The following is a 16,268-nucleotide window of genomic DNA, read 5'->3' as shown; positions in this document are numbered from 1 at the left end:
GTATATTTTATGTAACCGGAATAAAACAAAATAACTACACACAAGTAATTACTTAGGTGATTACCTGAAATATCCGGTTATTCATCCGCAAAAATGCAAAATTAGCGCTTAAAACCCTTGGTTATATCAAATTTAAACGATCAGCTATTCGCTATACTTTGAACAGAATGTGATTTTATAACCAGTCAGTAACCGAAAATGATTAGCGTTTTTATCAACTGAAAGGATTCGGTTACTGATAACAATTTTAAGTACCCGTTTCAGATTTCGTTTTTACATTTTAACTTTCGATTTACCTGAACAATGGAGAAGCACAGTGCAAACCTTTAATGCCGATATCGCAATTATCGGAGCAGGCGGTGCAGGGCTGCGGGCGGCGATTGCCGCTGCGGAAGCTAACCCGAACCTGAAAATTGCTCTGATCTCAAAAGTTTACCCGATGCGCAGTCACACCGTGGCCGCAGAAGGTGGCTCTGCGGCTGTGACACAATCCCATGATTCCTATGATTATCATTTCAGTGATACGGTGTCCGGGGGCGACTGGTTATGTGAGCAGGATGTGGTGGAGTATTTTGTCGAACACTGTCCGACAGAAATGACCCAGCTGGAACTGTGGGGCTGCCCGTGGAGCCGCAAAGAAGACGGTTCCGTCAACGTGCGCCGTTTCGGCGGTATGAAAATCGAGCGGACCTGGTTTGCCGCCGATAAAACCGGCTTTCATATGCTGCACACCCTGTTCCAGACCTCTCTGAAATACCCTCAGATCCAGCGTTTTGATGAGCATTTTGTCCTCGATATCATTGTGGATGAAGGCCATGTGCGCGGTCTGGTGGCACTCAACATGATGGAAGGGACAAAAGTTCAGATCCGCGCCAATTCCGTGATTATGGCCACCGGCGGCGCCGGTCGTGTCTACCGCTATAATACCAATGGAGGGATTGTCACCGGCGACGGAATGGGAATGGCTTTCCGTCACGGCGTGCCGCTGCGGGATATGGAATTCGTTCAGTATCACCCGACCGGTCTGCCGGGTTCCGGTATTCTGATGACAGAAGGCTGCCGGGGCGAAGGCGGTATTCTGGTCAACAAAGACGGCTACCGCTATCTGCAGGATTACGGTATGGGGCCGGAAACCCCGCTCGGCCATCCGGAAAACAAATACATGGAACTCGGCCCGCGCGATAAAGTCTCCCAGGCGTTCTGGCACGAGTGGCGCAAAGGCCGGACTATCAAAACCAACCGTGGTGATGTGGTTTATCTGGATCTGCGTCATCTCGGCGAGAAAAAACTGCTGGAGCGCCTGCCGTTTATCTGCGAGCTGGCGAAAGCGTATGTCGGCGTGGACCCGGTCAAAGAGCCGATCCCTGTCCGTCCGACCGCGCACTACACCATGGGTGGTATCGAAACCGACCAGCGCTGTGAAACCCGCATCAAAGGGCTGTTTGCTGTCGGTGAGTGTTCCTCCGTCGGTCTGCACGGCGCTAACCGCCTCGGTTCCAACTCCCTGGCGGAACTGGTGGTCTTCGGTCGTCTGGCCGGGGAAGAAGCGGCTAAGCACGCACAGGAAACACACGCTGCCAACAGTAATGCTATCGATGCCCGCACCGCTGACATTGAAAACAATCTGAAAGCGCTGATGAACCAGAAAGGCTCTGAAAACTGGGCAAAACTGCGTGATGAGATGGGTGAGGCAATGGAAGAAGGCTGCGGTATCTACCGCACACCGGAACTGATGCAGAAAACCATCGATAAACTGGCTGAGCTGAAAGAGCGCTTCAGACGCGTTGAAATCACTGACCGCTCTTCTGTCTTCAATACCGACCTGCTCTACACTATTGAGCTGGGCTTTGGTCTGGATGTCGCGGAATGTATGGCGCACTCCGCCTTTAACCGTAAAGAATCACGCGGTGCGCACCAGCGTCTGGATGAAGGTTGTACTGAGCGCGACGATGTCAATTTCCTGAAACACACCCTCGCCTTCCACAATCCGGACGGTTCGCCGCATCTGGAATACAGTGATGTGAAAATAACCAAATCCGCCCCGGCAAAACGTGTCTACGGTGGTGAAGCGGCAGCGGCTGAACAGGCGGCAAAAGAGAAGGAAAACGTCAATGGCTGAGATGAAAATGCTGAAAATGTCAGTGATGCGCTATAACCCGGAAACGGATAATGAGCCGCATGCTGTCACGTATCAGGTGCCTTACGATGAGCAGACCTCACTGCTGGATGCGCTGGGCTATATCAAAGACAACCTGGCGCCGGATCTCTCCTACCGCTGGTCCTGCCGGATGGCTATCTGCGGCTCCTGCGGCATGATGGTCAATAAGGTGCCGAAGCTCGCCTGTAAAACCTTCCTGCGCGAATATCCGCAGGGCATGGACATTGAGGCACTCGGCAACTTCCCGGTCGAACGCGACCTGGTTGTGGATATGACGCACTTTATCGAGAGCCTGGAAGCTATCAAGCCTTATATTATCGGCAATGACCGCAAACCGTCCGAAGGCCCGAATAACCAGACTCCGGGACAGATGGCAAAATACCATCAGTTCTCCGGCTGCATTAACTGCGGTCTGTGCTACGCGGCCTGTCCGCAGTTTGGTCTGAATCCGGAATTCCTCGGCCCGGGTGTGCTGACACTGGCACAGCGCTATAACACCGACAGCCGCGATCACGGTAAAAAAGAGCGGATGAAACAAATCAACGGCGATAACGGCGTATGGACCTGTACCTTCGTGGGTTACTGCTCGGAAGTCTGTCCGAAACATGTGGACCCGGCAGCCGCTATTCAGCAGGGTAAAGCCGCCAGTGCGGAAGATTACATTATTGCCCGTCTGAAACCACAATAAGGAAGAGAGAAATGACGACCAAACGTAAGCCTTATGTGCGTGAAATGACACCGACATGGTGGAATAAACTCGGTTTTTACCGTTTTTACATGCTGCGGGAAGGCACCGCAGTGGTCCAGCTCTGGTTCAGTCTGCTGGTTATGTACGGCGTTTACTGTCTTAAGGGCGGCCCGGCGGACTGGGCAGGGTATGTCCACTTCCTGCAGAATCCGGTGGTGGTACTGGTTAATATCCTGACTCTGGCCGGTACCCTGCTGCACACGGTGACCTGGTTCCAGCTGGCACCGAAAGCCGTCAATATTGTTATCAAAGACGAAAAAATGGGACCGGAGCCGATTGTCCGTCTGCTCTGGGTGGTGACCCTCATTGTTAACGCCGTCATTCTGGCCGTTGCGTTACTGTGATAAGGAAGGAAACTGATATGATTAATCCGAATCCGAAACGCTCACAGGAACCGGTTTTCTGGGGATTGTTTGGCGCAGGCGGCATGTGGAGTGCCATTGTTTCACCGGCCGTTATTGTGCTGCTGGCTTTTCTGGTCCCGTTTGCTGTGGCACCGGATATGCTCAGTTACAGCCGTATCCTGGCCTTCTGCCAGGGCTTTATCGGCAAAGCGTTCCTGCTGCTGATGATTATCCTGCCGCTGTGGTGTGCGCTTCACCGTATCCACCACTGCATGCATGACCTGAAAATTCATGTTCCTGCGGGACGCTGGGTCTTTTACGGCCTGGCAACCATCCTCAGTGTGATGGCCGTGATTGGTGTCATCACGCTGTAATCATTGTCTGTCATAAAAAGACCGGCGCTTAAACGCCGGTCTTTTTTTATCTGCCGTCAGGCCACTTCCGCACGGTTAAGCTGCCAGTAGCGGTGCTGCCAGTCACCACTGACCAGACTGCGGCGCGACAGGCGGATCTGTCCAGCTGACCAGATCCGCCAAAGACCAGTGCCCCCGGCACGCATGTTTATGTTCGCAGCCAAACGGGTTCCACTGCCAGAACAGGTGCCAGAGGCCGTTATGACAGATAAATCCGGCCGGATCATTCATCAGGCCGCACACCGGCGCAGTATGCCAGCCGGGATAATGAGTATCCCCTGTTCTGTTTTTTCAGAAACCATAAAAGCACAGATACGGTACTGAATACTGGCACCAACCCTCTAAGATAATTCAGAATCCGATGGGTAACAGCATTATCAGACCGGCAGAAAAGCCATGTCCTGAATAAAAAAACAGTCTTGCGGAAGAATAACAGAACGGAGGGATACGGCAGAAAACAGCGGAATTAAACACCTGTCAGAACAGGTGTTTCAGCAGGATAACCGGACAGCATACCGCTACGCATTACCACGTAAAAAATACGACACATCCTCTTCGACACTTTCCATAGCCAGTAATGCATCCAGCGTATCGCGGGCTTCCTGTTCGTCGATAATGCTCATGGCAAAACCGACATGAACCAGCACCCATTTCCCCAGCATTTCTGATGGCTCACCTTCACAAACCAGTGCGATGTTCACATCCCGTCTGACACCACACACTTCCACCTGCGCATTGTCTGTTACAGAGTCACCCACGGCAACGATTTGCCCGGGAATACCTAAACACATAACCGGCTCCTGATTGACTGATAAGTCCTTACCGGACTACTGAATTTCGATTTGTCTGACCTGCATGGCATCACTGCTGTCCACCTGCAGGTTATGGCTGCCGCAGTGCGGACATCCGGTGTTAAATCCGGCCACACTGACCGGTTTCTGACACTCCCGGCACCAGGCCTGCGCCGGGACGGTGGTGACATGCAGTTCAGCCCCTTCCGCCAGTGAATCACGGCAGACGATATCAAAGCAGAAATGCAGGGCATCTTCTTCGATACAAGATACCGCACTCAGTTCAAGCCAGACAGCGGTGACGCGCTGCGCCCCGCTCTGCTTTGCCTGCTGCTCGATAATATCAAGCGCATTCTGGCATAACGTCACCTCATGCATCCGTCTGTCCTCAGGACATCAGGTCGGCCGGCATTTCAAATGCGGCGCGACGGCGGCGTTCTTTGACAATCTCATCCATCTTATTACGGTCAACCACCATTAATGCATGAGTCGGACACACTTCCACACAGGCAGGTCCGCCCGCACGGGTATGGCATAAATCACACTTGTGGGCTTCCGCGCGGTACTGCGGAATGGTGTTCAGCGCGGTGATCTGTTGTGCAACAGGACGGCTGATCACTTCCATGGTGCCGTAAGGACAGGCAATTACACAGGTTTTGCAGCCGATACATTTGGTCTGATCGACATACACAAAATCATCTTTACGGCTGATAGCGCCGTTCGGGCAGACATTGGCACACGGTGCGTCTTCACACTGACGGCAGACAACCGCCGTACTGATGGTGTACCCTTTCATCACATGAATACGGGGAAAGAATTCATCTTTCACCACTGTTTCAATACCGGTTTCCTGCTCTTGATGCGAAACAACACAAGCGACTTCACATGTGTGACAGCCAATGCACTTTTTTGGGTCTGCAATGATGAAACGGTTCATCATACTCTCCTGAATGATACGCGGCGACTTCACTTCCGGCACTCCGGTGCAGCCGTCCTCTGGTTAGAATAATCAGGAAATAAGCATGCATCGTGCCAGTCTGGCATTTTTTTTAATTTCAGTGAAATCAGCGTATTAATAAATAAAGCTGCCGCGCTGTGTGTCATAATGAGAATATTCGTCACACAGTTCGACATTTTTGACGATAATTTCTATCATCAATATGTGTCATAATATATTAGGTTTTCATCCCGCCGAAAAATAGGGGATTGGATCAAACTTAAATCAGACAGCGATATTCTTTTCTTACAGAGTCATTACAATAATGGTTATTACCTCTCTGCACCTTATTTATACCTATAACTACGCAGAGGGGAATTAATTTTAAGAGCAATCCGTCCGGATCAGGAATGTGAAAGACGAAGACGAGCGGAGACGTTGTGGACAACACTGACAAGACCGAACACATACGCCATGAACGTGACCAGTACCGGATATTGGTAGATATCACCAACTCAGTGCTTTCCCATCTGGAGATGGACGGCCTGGTTGCTGAGGTCTCCCGCGAGATCCACCGGTTTTTCGGGCTGAGCCAGATAAGCATTGCATTGTGTGATAATTACAGTTCTGCTGTATATCTTTGTTATTCCAGCTATTACCAGGCCCGCAAACCCGCAGAAAAGACATTATATCATCTGGATGAACTGCATCCTGATCTGGCACAGGTTCTGGACAGTAACCAGCCGATGCGCCTGACACTCGACAGTGCCACAGAGGATCCGCTGTATCAGCATGTCTGTGCGCAGGGCATGACAGAAACCCTGCTGCTGCCGCTGGCATTTAACCATAAGCCGCTGGGCGTTCTGATATTATCTCATGAAAATAATCATATTTTTACTGACGATAACTGTAATCTGCTCAAGCAGATAGCCGCCCGGTTTGCCATTGCGGTGGATAATGCTGCGGCCTATGAAGAGATCACCCGTCTGAAAGACAGCCTCAAGCATGAAAACCTGTGGCTGAACGAACAGATTCACAACAACGAAAGTTTCAGTGAAATCATTTTCCAGAGTGATGCCATGCGCAACATTCTGGAGCAGGTGGATCTGGTTGCCGCCAGTGACAGCACCGTGCTTATCCTCGGCGAAACCGGCACCGGGAAGGAGCTGATCGCCCGCGCCATCCACCGTCTGAGTGACCGCCATCACCGCAGCATGATCAAAATGAACTGCGCGGCCATCCCGTCCGGGCTGCTGGAAAGCGACCTGTTCGGCCATGACAAAGGCGCCTTCACCGGCGCGACCACCACTCATATCGGCCGCTTTGAAATGGCGGATAAAAGCACCCTGTTCCTCGATGAAATCGGCGATATGCCGCTGGATCTCCAGCCCAAACTGCTGCGGGTGTTACAGGAGCGGGAAATTGAGCGCATTGGCGGTAATAAGGTGATTCCGGTGGATGTGCGGCTGATTGCCGCCACTAACCGCAACCTGAAATCCATGACCGATGAGCGCGAGTTCCGCGAAGATCTCTACTACCGGCTGAATGTGTTCCCTATCTGGATCCCGCCGCTGCGCGAACGTCCGGAGGATATTCCGCTGCTGGCGACCTACTTCACACAGAAGATTGCCCGCCGGATGAACCGCAATATCGACTGCATTCCGCGTGATGCCCTCGAACAGCTGAGCCGCTATCCGTGGCCCGGCAACGTGCGTGAACTGGAAAATGTGATTGAACGGGCGGTGATCCTGACGCGCGGGAATACCCTTAACATTCAGTTACATGAACTGAATATCCCAAAGCATTCACGCCTGAAAACGGCGCTGGAAACCCCGAGCTCACTGGAAAAACGGATGCAGACAGCTGCACCGGAGAATGATGACGAAGAGCGCGACCGGATTATTGCTGCCCTGAAGGCCACCAACGGCGTTGTTGCCGGTGCCCGGGGTGCCGCAACCCGTCTGGGACTGAAACGGACAACATTATTATCCCGTATGCAGCGGTTAGGTATTTCTGTACAGGATATATTCGAAGAAGATAATCACTGAGCTGATATTTAAACTGCAGCCACTGAAATAAGAATATCTCGCAAATAAAAACATATCGCAAAAGAAACAGAATATCTGTCGTAATATGTTCATTTATTTCTCAGGCAATAATATGTGATCAAAATTCAGAAACTGAATACGACTGAGATCATAATTAAACAAAAAATGAAAATATAAAAAAACCGGCGGTCATTTCTGAGCGCCGGTTTTTTATCATATTAAGACGAACGGATTAACACCCTTCCGCTGCTTCACGCAGACGGCGCTTAATACCGGTATATTCCTGAACAACATAATGCTCAGCCTGTTTCTGATCCGCAATCGGTTCGACGCGGACAGCACAGTATTTATATTCCGGTGTTTTGGTAATCGGGCTGAGGTTTTCCGCCACCAGCTCGTTACACGCACCAATCCACCACTGATAGGTCATGTAAACCGCCCCTTTGTTAGGACGTTCACTGACATTCGCGCGGGTGATAACTTTACCCTGACGGGATGCCACCCAGACCAGTTCCTGATCTTTAATCCCCAGTGCCGCAGCATCTGCGGTATTGATCTGAATATAGCCCGGCTCATCCGCCAATGCCGCCAGTGCCTTACAGTTACCGGTCATGGAGCGGCAGGAGTAGTGCCCCACTTCACGGACAGTTGCCAGCACCATCGGGTAGTCATCACTGACCTGGTCGATCGGCGCACGCCATTCACAGGTATAGAACTGACCTTTGCCGTTCGGAGTATCAAAGATACCGCCGTCGTACAGGTATTCTGTACCCTGATCGCTGTCCGCCACATCGCGGCACGGCCACTGGATATAAGCCAGGTCCGCCATTTTCTCGTAGGTCGCACCATAGTAGATAGGGCAGAGTTCACGTAACTCATCCCAGATCTCTTTGGTGTTGTTGTAATGCATCGGATAACCCATGGCAGTGGACATCAGACTGATAATTTCCCAGTCCGGTTTCACATCGCCGACCGGCTCAACCGCTTTATAGAAGCGCTGGAACCCGCGATCCGCTGCGGTATACACACCTTCATGTTCCCCCCAGGAGGTGGCAGGGAAAATCACGTCAGCAATCGACGCGGTTTTGGTCATAAAGATATCCTGGACAATCAGCAGCTCCAGTTTATCGAAGGTGCGGCGGATAGTGGCCAGATCCGGTTCAGTCTGAAGCGGATCCTCACCCATCACGTAGTGCGCCTTCAGTACGCCTTCGTCGATAAAGTGCGGAACCTCACTCAGCGGAATACCGTTTTCGGCAGGCATTTTTTCGATGCCCCAGAATTTGGCAAATTTCTCCAGTGCGGCTTTGTCTTCCACATACTGATAGCCCGGCAGTGTGTTCGGCAGTGCGCCCATATCACAGGCACCCTGAACGTTGTTCTGACCACGGACCGGGCCGACACCGACATGCGGTTTACCCAGGTTGCCGGTCAGTAACGCCAGACTGGTCAGTGCGCGGACAGTTTCCACACCCTGATAGAACTGCGTCACACCCATACCCCACAGAATGACCGCATTTTCAGCTTTCGCATACATACGGGCCGTTTTGCGGATATCCTCAGCTTTCAGACCGGTGATCGCTTCCACGGACTCCGGTGTGTACGGCTCAACCAGCTTGCGGTATTCCTCAAACTGCTCGGTATGGCCGTCAATGAAGGCTTTATCGTGCAGGTTTTCCGCAATAATCACATGCGCTAACGCATTGATAAGAGCAATGTTTGAACCGTTTTTCAGTGCCAAATGAATGTCAGCAAGACGCGCTGATTCAATATAGCGCGGGTCACAGACAATAATTTGTGCACCCTTCTCTTTCGCCTTAACAATACGACGGGCGACGATAGGATGTGAATCTGCGGCATTGTAACCGAAGATAAAAATACATTTGGTATCCTCAATCTCGACGATTGAGTTACTCATTGCGCCGTTACCGACCGAACGCTGCAGACCTGCAACCGAAGGGCCGTGTCAGACACGTGCGCAGCAGTCAATATTGTTACTGCCGACTGCTGCACGAACAAATTTTTGCATCACGAAGTTGGCTTCGTTACCCGGACCACGGGATGAACCGGTAGTCATAATCGCTTTCGGGCCGTACTTCTCTTTGATAGCCAACAGGCGGGAACTGGCAAACTCAATCGCCTCTTCCCAGGAGACCGGTTCCAGTTTGCCACCACGCTGACGGCGGATCATGGGGGTCTTTAAGCGGGGGGTTAAAATCTTGGTGTCATGAATGAAGTCCCAGCCATAATACCCTTTCAGGCAGAGCTCTCCTTCATTGGTGTGACCATTCGCGCCCTCCGCGCCAATGATCTTCCCGTTCTCCACCTTCAGGTTAATTTTACAGCCTGAGGCGCAATACGGGCAGACGGTGATGACTTTTTCCATCAACATTGCTCCTATATCTTCTCTTAGCGGATAAATACCGCCTTATCACCACCAGTCATGCAGGGTTTATGCCAATTTTAAAGCTGAAATAAAATCCTTTTAACTTACTGAATATATTTTGTTTTAATTTTTTTGTTATAACCATGACAGGCGATGGCACCGACGGGATCGTCAAAAATGTCGAACGGTTCTGCCCGGTGTCAGACAGCGACACTGACGCAGACACGTCCCTTCAGAACAATTTTACAATTGCATGATGAATTATAACTGTGTTAAAGAAGTACAATATGATGGTGATCAATCATCCGCACCGCCGGTTTTTCCCGTATTTCATAACAGTTTACGAATAATTTCCCGCTGACTGTTGATATCGGTTCCCCGGTGCTGTTTTACAATGACACTAACAATGACTTAATTTTTCACGGCGCTTCCTGTCTGATACTGCGCGTGGCTCCGCGTATTATCAAAATAATAAAAGAGAGATAAAAACCTGATATGAAAATTAATGATATTTTAATCGCCCTGCTGGTCGCCGTGATCTGGGGGGTGAACTTCGTGGTGATCAAAGTGGGTGTCACCGGCATTCCGCCGCTGTTTCTCGGGGCACTGCGTTTTCTGTTTGTGGCCCTGCCTGCCGTCTTCTTTATTCCGCGCCCGAAAATCGCCCTGAGCCGCCTGGTTATTTACGGCCTGACCATCTGCTTCGGCCAGTTTGCCTTTCTGTTCAGTGCGGTCAAAGCCGGGATGCCGGCCGGGATCGCCTCTGTGGTATTGCAGTCCCAGGTCTTTTTCACCATTGTTCTGGGTGGCCTGATTCTGAAAGAGTCGCTGAAAATCAGCCAGGTAATCGGCATTATTGTCGCTGTGGCCGGTTTAACCGTGCTGGCGAAAGGCGGGGACAGCGGCAGTCTGACCGACATTCCGCTGATGGCACTGATGATGACCCTGGCCGGGGGCTTCTCCTGGGCCTGCGGTAATATCTGCAACCGTATCATTATGAAAGAGACACCGGACTGTAACGGGATGTCACTGGTGGCCTGGAGTGCGCTGGTACCGATTATTCCGTTTATCCTGATGTCGCTGTGGATGGAAGGTGCGGACGCGATTGTCAGCAGTATTTCCCATATCAGCCTGCTGACCGTGGGTGCGATTATGTATCTCGCTTATCTCTCCACCTTTGTGGGATATACCTTATGGAGCCGTCTGCTGGGCCGCTACGAAACCTGGCGTGTCACGCCGTTTGCTTTGCTGGTGCCGTTTGCCGGGATTGCCAGCAGTGCGCTGCTGCTGGGGGAAACCATCACCATGATGCAGTTCGCCGGTCTCGGCTTTATTATGGCGGGCCTGATTCTGACGGTATTCGGCAAACGTCTGGTGACACTGCTGACCCGCAGAAAAGCGGTCTGAAGAGAATAAACAGTCAGTCCGCCCGGGTTTTACGGGCAGACTGACCTGTGACGTTACAGTGTGTTCAGTCTTTCACGAATCCTGGCTGTAATTGCTGATCCGGCTGCAATTTCCACGGAGTATCATAGTCACTGTCTCCCCGCGGATCATTCTCCGGTGTACTGCCCGCACTCATAACATCCTACGGAACAGCATAATTATCATCCATCGATGTACTTATCAGCTATATTGCCTCTGATTGCGCCTCATTGACTGTTTTCAGACTGTCACGCGGCTCTGCCTAAATATCGTCATCAGGGCCGGGTAACCGCGATAATGACGGATGGGTTGAAAGATTCACCGGCGGCGGAGTCTCAGGCAGAGTGTGTATCTGACCAGCACCGATTTCCTCATACAGATGCTCTGACTCCGATGCAGATAATGACGGATGGGTCGAAAGATTTACCGGCGGCGGAGTCTCAGGCAGAGTGTGTATCTAACCAGCACCGATTTCCTCATACAGATGCTCTGACTCCGATGCAGATAATGACGGATGGGTCGAAAGATTTACCGGCGGCGGAATCTCAGGCAGAGTGTGTATCTGACCGGTACCGATTTCCTCATACAGATTCTCTGATTCAAATGCCGATAATGACGAACTCAGTGAACCCTGTCCCGGTGATGAAACCGAATCATAAACATTCCCGCCACTGCTCTCATAAATATCATTATCAAACTGAATATCAACCGGTAACGGCTGCGCCGGCCGTGAAGACATATCCATCACAATTTCTCTGCCCGGTTTATCACTGCCCTGCTGTCCGCTGAGATGCAGACCAAATGATGACAACATACCGGAAACAGCGGATTTAACGGCATTCCATGCATTTAATAAAACGGATTTAATCCCGGATGAACTGACATACGATGATGAGCTGTTACTGCCCGCTGAACCGTAAATATCATTGTTCAGGGTCTGAATCGCCTGATGTCCCTGTATTGGTCCCATAGTAACTCCCTCTGTGATTAGTGAAGATCCAGCAGGTAATCCGCTGACTTTAAAATATATTCAAATAATTCAATAATATGGCTATCTTCTGTACCATTCAGTGACAGACGACTCCAGATCACCCACTCATTTTTCTCATTCAGGGAAATCACCGGTTGCCCGGAAAGCTGTGTTAACGTATTCAGCTTCAGGACTTTCTGCAGCAATTCATTATTTTGCGTAATGTGTGGTAATTCCCCGGTATTTGCTGACAGATACCAGTCTGTCTCATCAATGACGGCCAGAGATAATGAATACCGGCTGTCAATTGTTAACATAAATGTATGCTGATCAGCAGCGGGCTGAGGGGCGTCAAGCCTGATATGGCGCAGCAGCATCATGGCTGTGCGGTGAAACGGGGATAAATCCTGCATCTCTGTTTCCTGATTAATGAAATGATGATCTCATCATGACAAACCGTCATTACTATTACTTTCATATATTATTCATATTAAAAATTTATTTCATAATTGGAATATAATCAGGAGTTATAAAAAATCCATGATCTTTCTTTTATTAAAGAAATTATTTTAATTAAAAATAAAATCATTGGTTTTACATATGGAAGGAAATCATAAAAATGAATTTAGTTAACAAACTATCCGGCACTCAAAGAATAATCCCGGAAGAAAACAACCTGAAGGACATGTCAAAAATACCTTTTCTGAAAAAACTACTGGATCGGTTAAGCGCACCGCAAAATACGAATGTCAAACTTACAGGAAACTACGTCAATATTGATGTCGACACCACAACTCTGAGCAGGCAGATATTATCCTTTGTTTATAAATCAGAACTCTCAATTCCCGGCGCCGGAAATAACCACGAAAAATCAGAAAACAGACAAAAAGAAATTAATGATGGTGTGAAAAAATGGCTTACCCAGGAAAAAAGTATCATACCGGTAAATATTATCAAACGGGAAGTTGACCTGATGTATGCAGAGAAAAAGCTTGTGACAACACCAGAAGAACTGGACAAAATAATTGATATTGTTAAAGAAAAACATCTCGGAAACAAAGAGCTGGAAAAACCCGGGATTAACTGCTCCACTCCGTCCGTTCTTAAGCTTAATAATATCCTGACTAACGAAATTAATGAGCCGGGGATAAAAAAACAGTTAAGTCACGACTTTACTAAAAAAATGCCTGAAATGTCAGATAATTTAAAAAAAGAACTGGCCAACCATATAAAAAAAACGTTAAGTAATGATGAAACAAAAAAATTAATTGAACAATACTCCGCATATAAAACTGACATACTTAACAGTCATGATAAACTCACAACAATGATGACGGGGAAAATCCGGTCAGATATATACTACGCACTGACTGAGAATATTTATAATACACTGTTATGTGATAAATACACCGAAATGCCTCTGGATTTCAGTGCCATCAGAGAAGAGACAAGAGCACAGGTACTCCGTATCGCTGAAGAGAAAAAACACACATCTCCTGCAAAATCTTCCGGCTCAGTAGATATCGACGATATCGTTCACCGTTCATTTGATTTCAGCACGAGGGTGACAACATCCTATCCGGAACAGGATATTACCCATGTCATGGACATCCTGAAGCGAATGTCATGATCAACGCAGTAAAACACGTTTAATACCGGCCCGGTTCAGAGGGGCTATTCAGCCAATATCCCCTCTGAATATCAGGGTTTACTCCGCACACTTATCATCTCCCTGAAACCACAATCACGCTACATTCCGCTAACAGTGATTAACCTAACAATAATGAAATAAATCCATCTTATCCGCAGGTTACTGCTGGGAACTAAGTCAAATAAGTGTTATTCCTCTCCCGTACAATTGGATAATAACAAACTGAAACTACTCCTCTTTACTCATTCGGACAGGTGAAATCTATGAAAGCGTTCAAACAACTTGCCGGCGTGCTGCTCGCAATTGTCGGTGCCTTTGCCCTCGGGTATATCGCACTGAACAGAGGCGAACAGATCAACGCGCTCTGGATAGTCGTTGCCGCCGTCTGTATTTATCTGGTGGCATACCGCTATTACGGACTGTATATCGCTGAAAAAGTGCTGAAAGTCGATGCAACCCGCATGACCCCCGCCTTTAAAAATAATGACGGGCTTGATTATGTACCGACAGACAAAAAAGTGCTGTTCGGCCACCACTTTGCCGCTATCGCCGGTGCAGGCCCGCTGGTCGGCCCGGTACTTGCGGCACAGATGGGTTATCTGCCGGGCATGCTCTGGCTGCTCGCCGGTGTGGTGTTAGCCGGGGCAGTACAGGACTTTATGGTGCTGTTTGTTTCCACCCGCCGCAACGGCCGCTCCCTCGGGGAACTGGTCAAAGAGGAGATGGGGAATGTCGCCGGTGTTATCGCGCTGATCGCCTGTTTTATGATTATGGTGATTATCCTCGCCGTTCTCGCCATGATCGTGGTGAAAGCCCTGACCCACAGCCCGTGGGGAACCTACACCGTTGCCTTTACCATCCCGCTCGCCTTCTTTATGGGGATTTACACACGCTACATCCGCCCGGGACGTGTCGGGGAGGTCTCTGTTATCGGTCTGATTTTCCTGGTGTTCGCCATTATCTCCGGCGGCTGGGTAGCCGAAAGCCCGACCTGGGCACCGTATTTTGATTATGACGGCGTGCAGCTGACCTGGATGCTGGTCGGTTACGGCTTTGTCGCGGCGGTTCTGCCGGTCTGGTTACTGCTGGCACCGCGTGATTATCTGTCTACGTTCCTGAAAATCGGGACAATCGTCGGTCTGGCGATCGGTATCCTGATTATGCGCCCGATGCTGGAAATGCCGGCACTGACTAAATTTGTCGACGGCACCGGCCCGGTCTGGGCGGGGGATCTGTTCCCGTTCCTGTTTATCACTATTGCCTGTGGTGCGGTCTCCGGCTTCCACGCCCTGATTGCTTCCGGCACCACGCCGAAAATGCTGGCTAACGAAAACCAGGCCTGCTTTATCGGTTACGGCGGCATGCTGATGGAATCCTTCGTGGCGATTATGGCACTGGTTGCCGCCTGTGTGATCGACCCGGGTGTGTACTTCGCCATGAACAGCCCGATGGCAATGCTGGCACCGGCCGGTACCACTGATGTGGTCGCGTCTGCCGCCAGTGTGGTCAGCAGCTGGGGCTTCCAGATAACCCCGGAAACCTTAACCAATATCGCCAATGAAGTGGGCGAACAGAGCATTATCTCCCGCGCGGGGGGCGCACCGACACTCGCCGTCGGTATGGCCTATATTCTGCACGGGGCGCTCGGCGGCCTGATGGATGTCTCCTTCTGGTATCACTTCGCCATCCTGTTTGAAGCCCTGTTTATCCTGACGGCCGTGGATGCCGGTACGCGCTCCGCCCGCTTTATGTTACAGGATTTACTGGGTGTGATTTCCCCGGCGCTGAAACGGACCGATTCCCTGCCTGCCAACCTGATCGCCACCGCGCTGTGTGTGCTGGCGTGGGGTTACTTCCTGCATCAGGGTGTGGTGGATCCGCTCGGTGGTATTAACACCCTGTGGCCGCTGTTCGGTATCGCCAACCAGATGCTGGCCGGTATGGCACTGATGCTGTGCGCAGTGGTGCTGTTCAAGATGAAACGCCAGGCTTACGCCTGGGTAGCCCTGGTGCCGATGGCATGGCTGTTAATCTGTACCATGACCGCAGGCTGGGAAAAAGTGTTCAGCGAAGATGCCCGTGTCGGTTTCCTGGCGGTAGCGAATAAATTCCAGGCAATGATTGACAGCGGTAACATCCCGTCGCAGTACAGCGCGTCGCAGCTGTCACAGCTGGTGTTTAACAACCGTCTCGATGCCGGTCTGACACTGTTCTTTATGGTTGTTGTGGTGGTGCTGGCTGTCTTCTCACTGAAGACCGCGCTGAAAGCTCTGAAATCCGACAAACCGACGGACAACGAAACACCGTACGAGCCAATGCCGGAAAATTATCTTGATTTAGTGGCAAACAGCAAATCCGCTCACTAAAATCTGATATACTGGTGAAATAAGGAGCGGC

At 50.3% G+C, this 16,268-nt stretch carries 15 protein-coding genes; 8 read left to right on the top strand and 7 right to left on the bottom strand.

Annotated elements, in window-relative coordinates:
* The first annotated feature begins 316 nt into the window (after window positions 1–316).
* From frdA to frdD, 4 genes are read left to right on the top strand one after another with little or no spacing between them, the layout of a single operon-like run.
* Window positions 317–2,119 (top strand): fumarate reductase (quinol) flavoprotein subunit, encoded by a 1,803-nt coding sequence (gene frdA, locus X965_RS15380; protein WP_015422988.1) that lies wholly within the window; start codon window positions 317–319, stop codon window positions 2,117–2,119.
* Window positions 2,112–2,846, top strand: a complete 735-nt coding sequence (locus X965_RS15375) for a succinate dehydrogenase/fumarate reductase iron-sulfur subunit (protein WP_004240582.1) — start codon at window positions 2,112–2,114, stop codon at window positions 2,844–2,846. Before frdA ends, X965_RS15375 begins: the two co-directional genes overlap by 8 nt.
* 11 nt (window positions 2,847–2,857) lie before the next feature.
* The gene (gene frdC, locus X965_RS15370) at window positions 2,858–3,250 is read left to right on the top strand and encodes a fumarate reductase subunit FrdC (RefSeq protein ID WP_004236225.1); all 393 of its coding nucleotides are present in this window, start codon (window positions 2,858–2,860) and stop codon (window positions 3,248–3,250) included.
* 17 nt (window positions 3,251–3,267) lie between these two features.
* On the top strand, window positions 3,268–3,624 hold the full coding sequence (gene frdD, locus X965_RS15365) for a fumarate reductase subunit FrdD (RefSeq protein ID WP_004236224.1): 357 nt from the start codon (window positions 3,268–3,270) through the stop codon (window positions 3,622–3,624).
* Window positions 3,625–3,726: 102 nt separating this feature from the next.
* Here the strand turns inward: frdD and X965_RS19060 are convergent, their stop codons facing one another.
* From X965_RS19060 to hydN, 4 genes are all read right to left on the bottom strand, one after another.
* A complete protein-coding gene (locus tag X965_RS19060) occupies window positions 3,727–3,894 on the bottom strand; it encodes a hypothetical protein (protein WP_004236223.1) in 168 nt (55 codons plus the stop codon).
* 287 nt (window positions 3,895–4,181) lie between these two features.
* Entirely contained in the window at window positions 4,182–4,454 is a 273-nt protein-coding gene (gene hybG, locus X965_RS15360; RefSeq protein WP_004236222.1) for a hydrogenase maturation factor HybG, read from the bottom strand.
* Window positions 4,455–4,490: 36 nt separating this feature from the next.
* Entirely contained in the window at window positions 4,491–4,832 is a 342-nt protein-coding gene (gene hypA / locus X965_RS15355) for a hydrogenase maturation nickel metallochaperone HypA (protein ID WP_004236221.1), read from the bottom strand.
* A 10-nt stretch (window positions 4,833–4,842) separates the two neighbouring features.
* The gene (gene hydN / locus X965_RS15350) at window positions 4,843–5,391 is read right to left on the bottom strand and encodes an electron transport protein HydN (protein ID WP_036418740.1); all 549 of its coding nucleotides are present in this window, start codon (window positions 5,389–5,391) and stop codon (window positions 4,843–4,845) included.
* 440 nt (window positions 5,392–5,831) lie between these two features.
* On the opposite strand from hydN, the gene X965_RS15345 reads away from it, so the two are divergent.
* Window positions 5,832–7,439 carry a sigma 54-interacting transcriptional regulator gene (locus X965_RS15345; RefSeq protein ID WP_004240587.1) on the top strand — a complete coding sequence of 536 codons (1,608 nt, stop codon included), beginning with the start codon at window positions 5,832–5,834 and terminating at the stop codon, window positions 7,437–7,439.
* 232 nt (window positions 7,440–7,671) lie between these two features.
* On the opposite strand, the gene fdhF is transcribed toward X965_RS15345, so the two are convergent.
* Window positions 7,672–9,825, bottom strand: a complete 2,154-nt coding sequence (gene fdhF, locus X965_RS15340) for a formate dehydrogenase subunit alpha (protein WP_079549326.1) — start codon at window positions 9,823–9,825, stop codon at window positions 7,672–7,674.
* A 495-nt stretch (window positions 9,826–10,320) separates the two neighbouring features.
* Here fdhF and X965_RS15330 point away from each other — a divergent pair, with 495 nt between their 5' ends.
* Window positions 10,321–11,232 (top strand): O-acetylserine/cysteine exporter, encoded by a 912-nt coding sequence (locus X965_RS15330; RefSeq protein ID WP_004236215.1) that lies wholly within the window; start codon window positions 10,321–10,323, stop codon window positions 11,230–11,232.
* A gap of 475 nt (window positions 11,233–11,707) precedes the next feature.
* Here the strand turns inward: X965_RS15330 and X965_RS15325 are convergent, their stop codons facing one another.
* Both X965_RS15325 and X965_RS15320 read right to left on the bottom strand, forming a co-directional pair.
* A complete protein-coding gene (locus X965_RS15325; RefSeq protein WP_036418738.1) occupies window positions 11,708–12,220 on the bottom strand; it encodes a hypothetical protein in 513 nt (170 codons plus the stop codon).
* 17 nt (window positions 12,221–12,237) lie between these two features.
* A complete protein-coding gene (locus X965_RS15320) occupies window positions 12,238–12,633 on the bottom strand; it encodes a type III secretion system chaperone (protein ID WP_032098532.1) in 396 nt (131 codons plus the stop codon).
* Window positions 12,634–12,839: 206 nt separating this feature from the next.
* On the opposite strand from X965_RS15320, the gene X965_RS15315 reads away from it, so the two are divergent.
* A complete protein-coding gene (locus X965_RS15315; protein WP_136344293.1) occupies window positions 12,840–13,850 on the top strand; it encodes a hypothetical protein in 1,011 nt (336 codons plus the stop codon).
* A gap of 284 nt (window positions 13,851–14,134) precedes the next feature.
* Entirely contained in the window at window positions 14,135–16,237 is a 2,103-nt protein-coding gene (gene cstA / locus X965_RS15310) for a pyruvate/proton symporter CstA (protein ID WP_004235012.1), read from the top strand.
* Window positions 16,238–16,268 lie beyond the last annotated feature (31 nt).

The sequence above is a fragment of the Morganella sp. EGD-HP17 genome, from assembly GCF_000512315.2.
GTDB classification, from domain to species: Bacteria; Pseudomonadota; Gammaproteobacteria; order Enterobacterales; family Enterobacteriaceae; genus Morganella; species Morganella morganii.
Note: the sequence above shows the minus strand (reverse complement) of the source record. Positions and strands in the feature narration are given on the sequence as shown.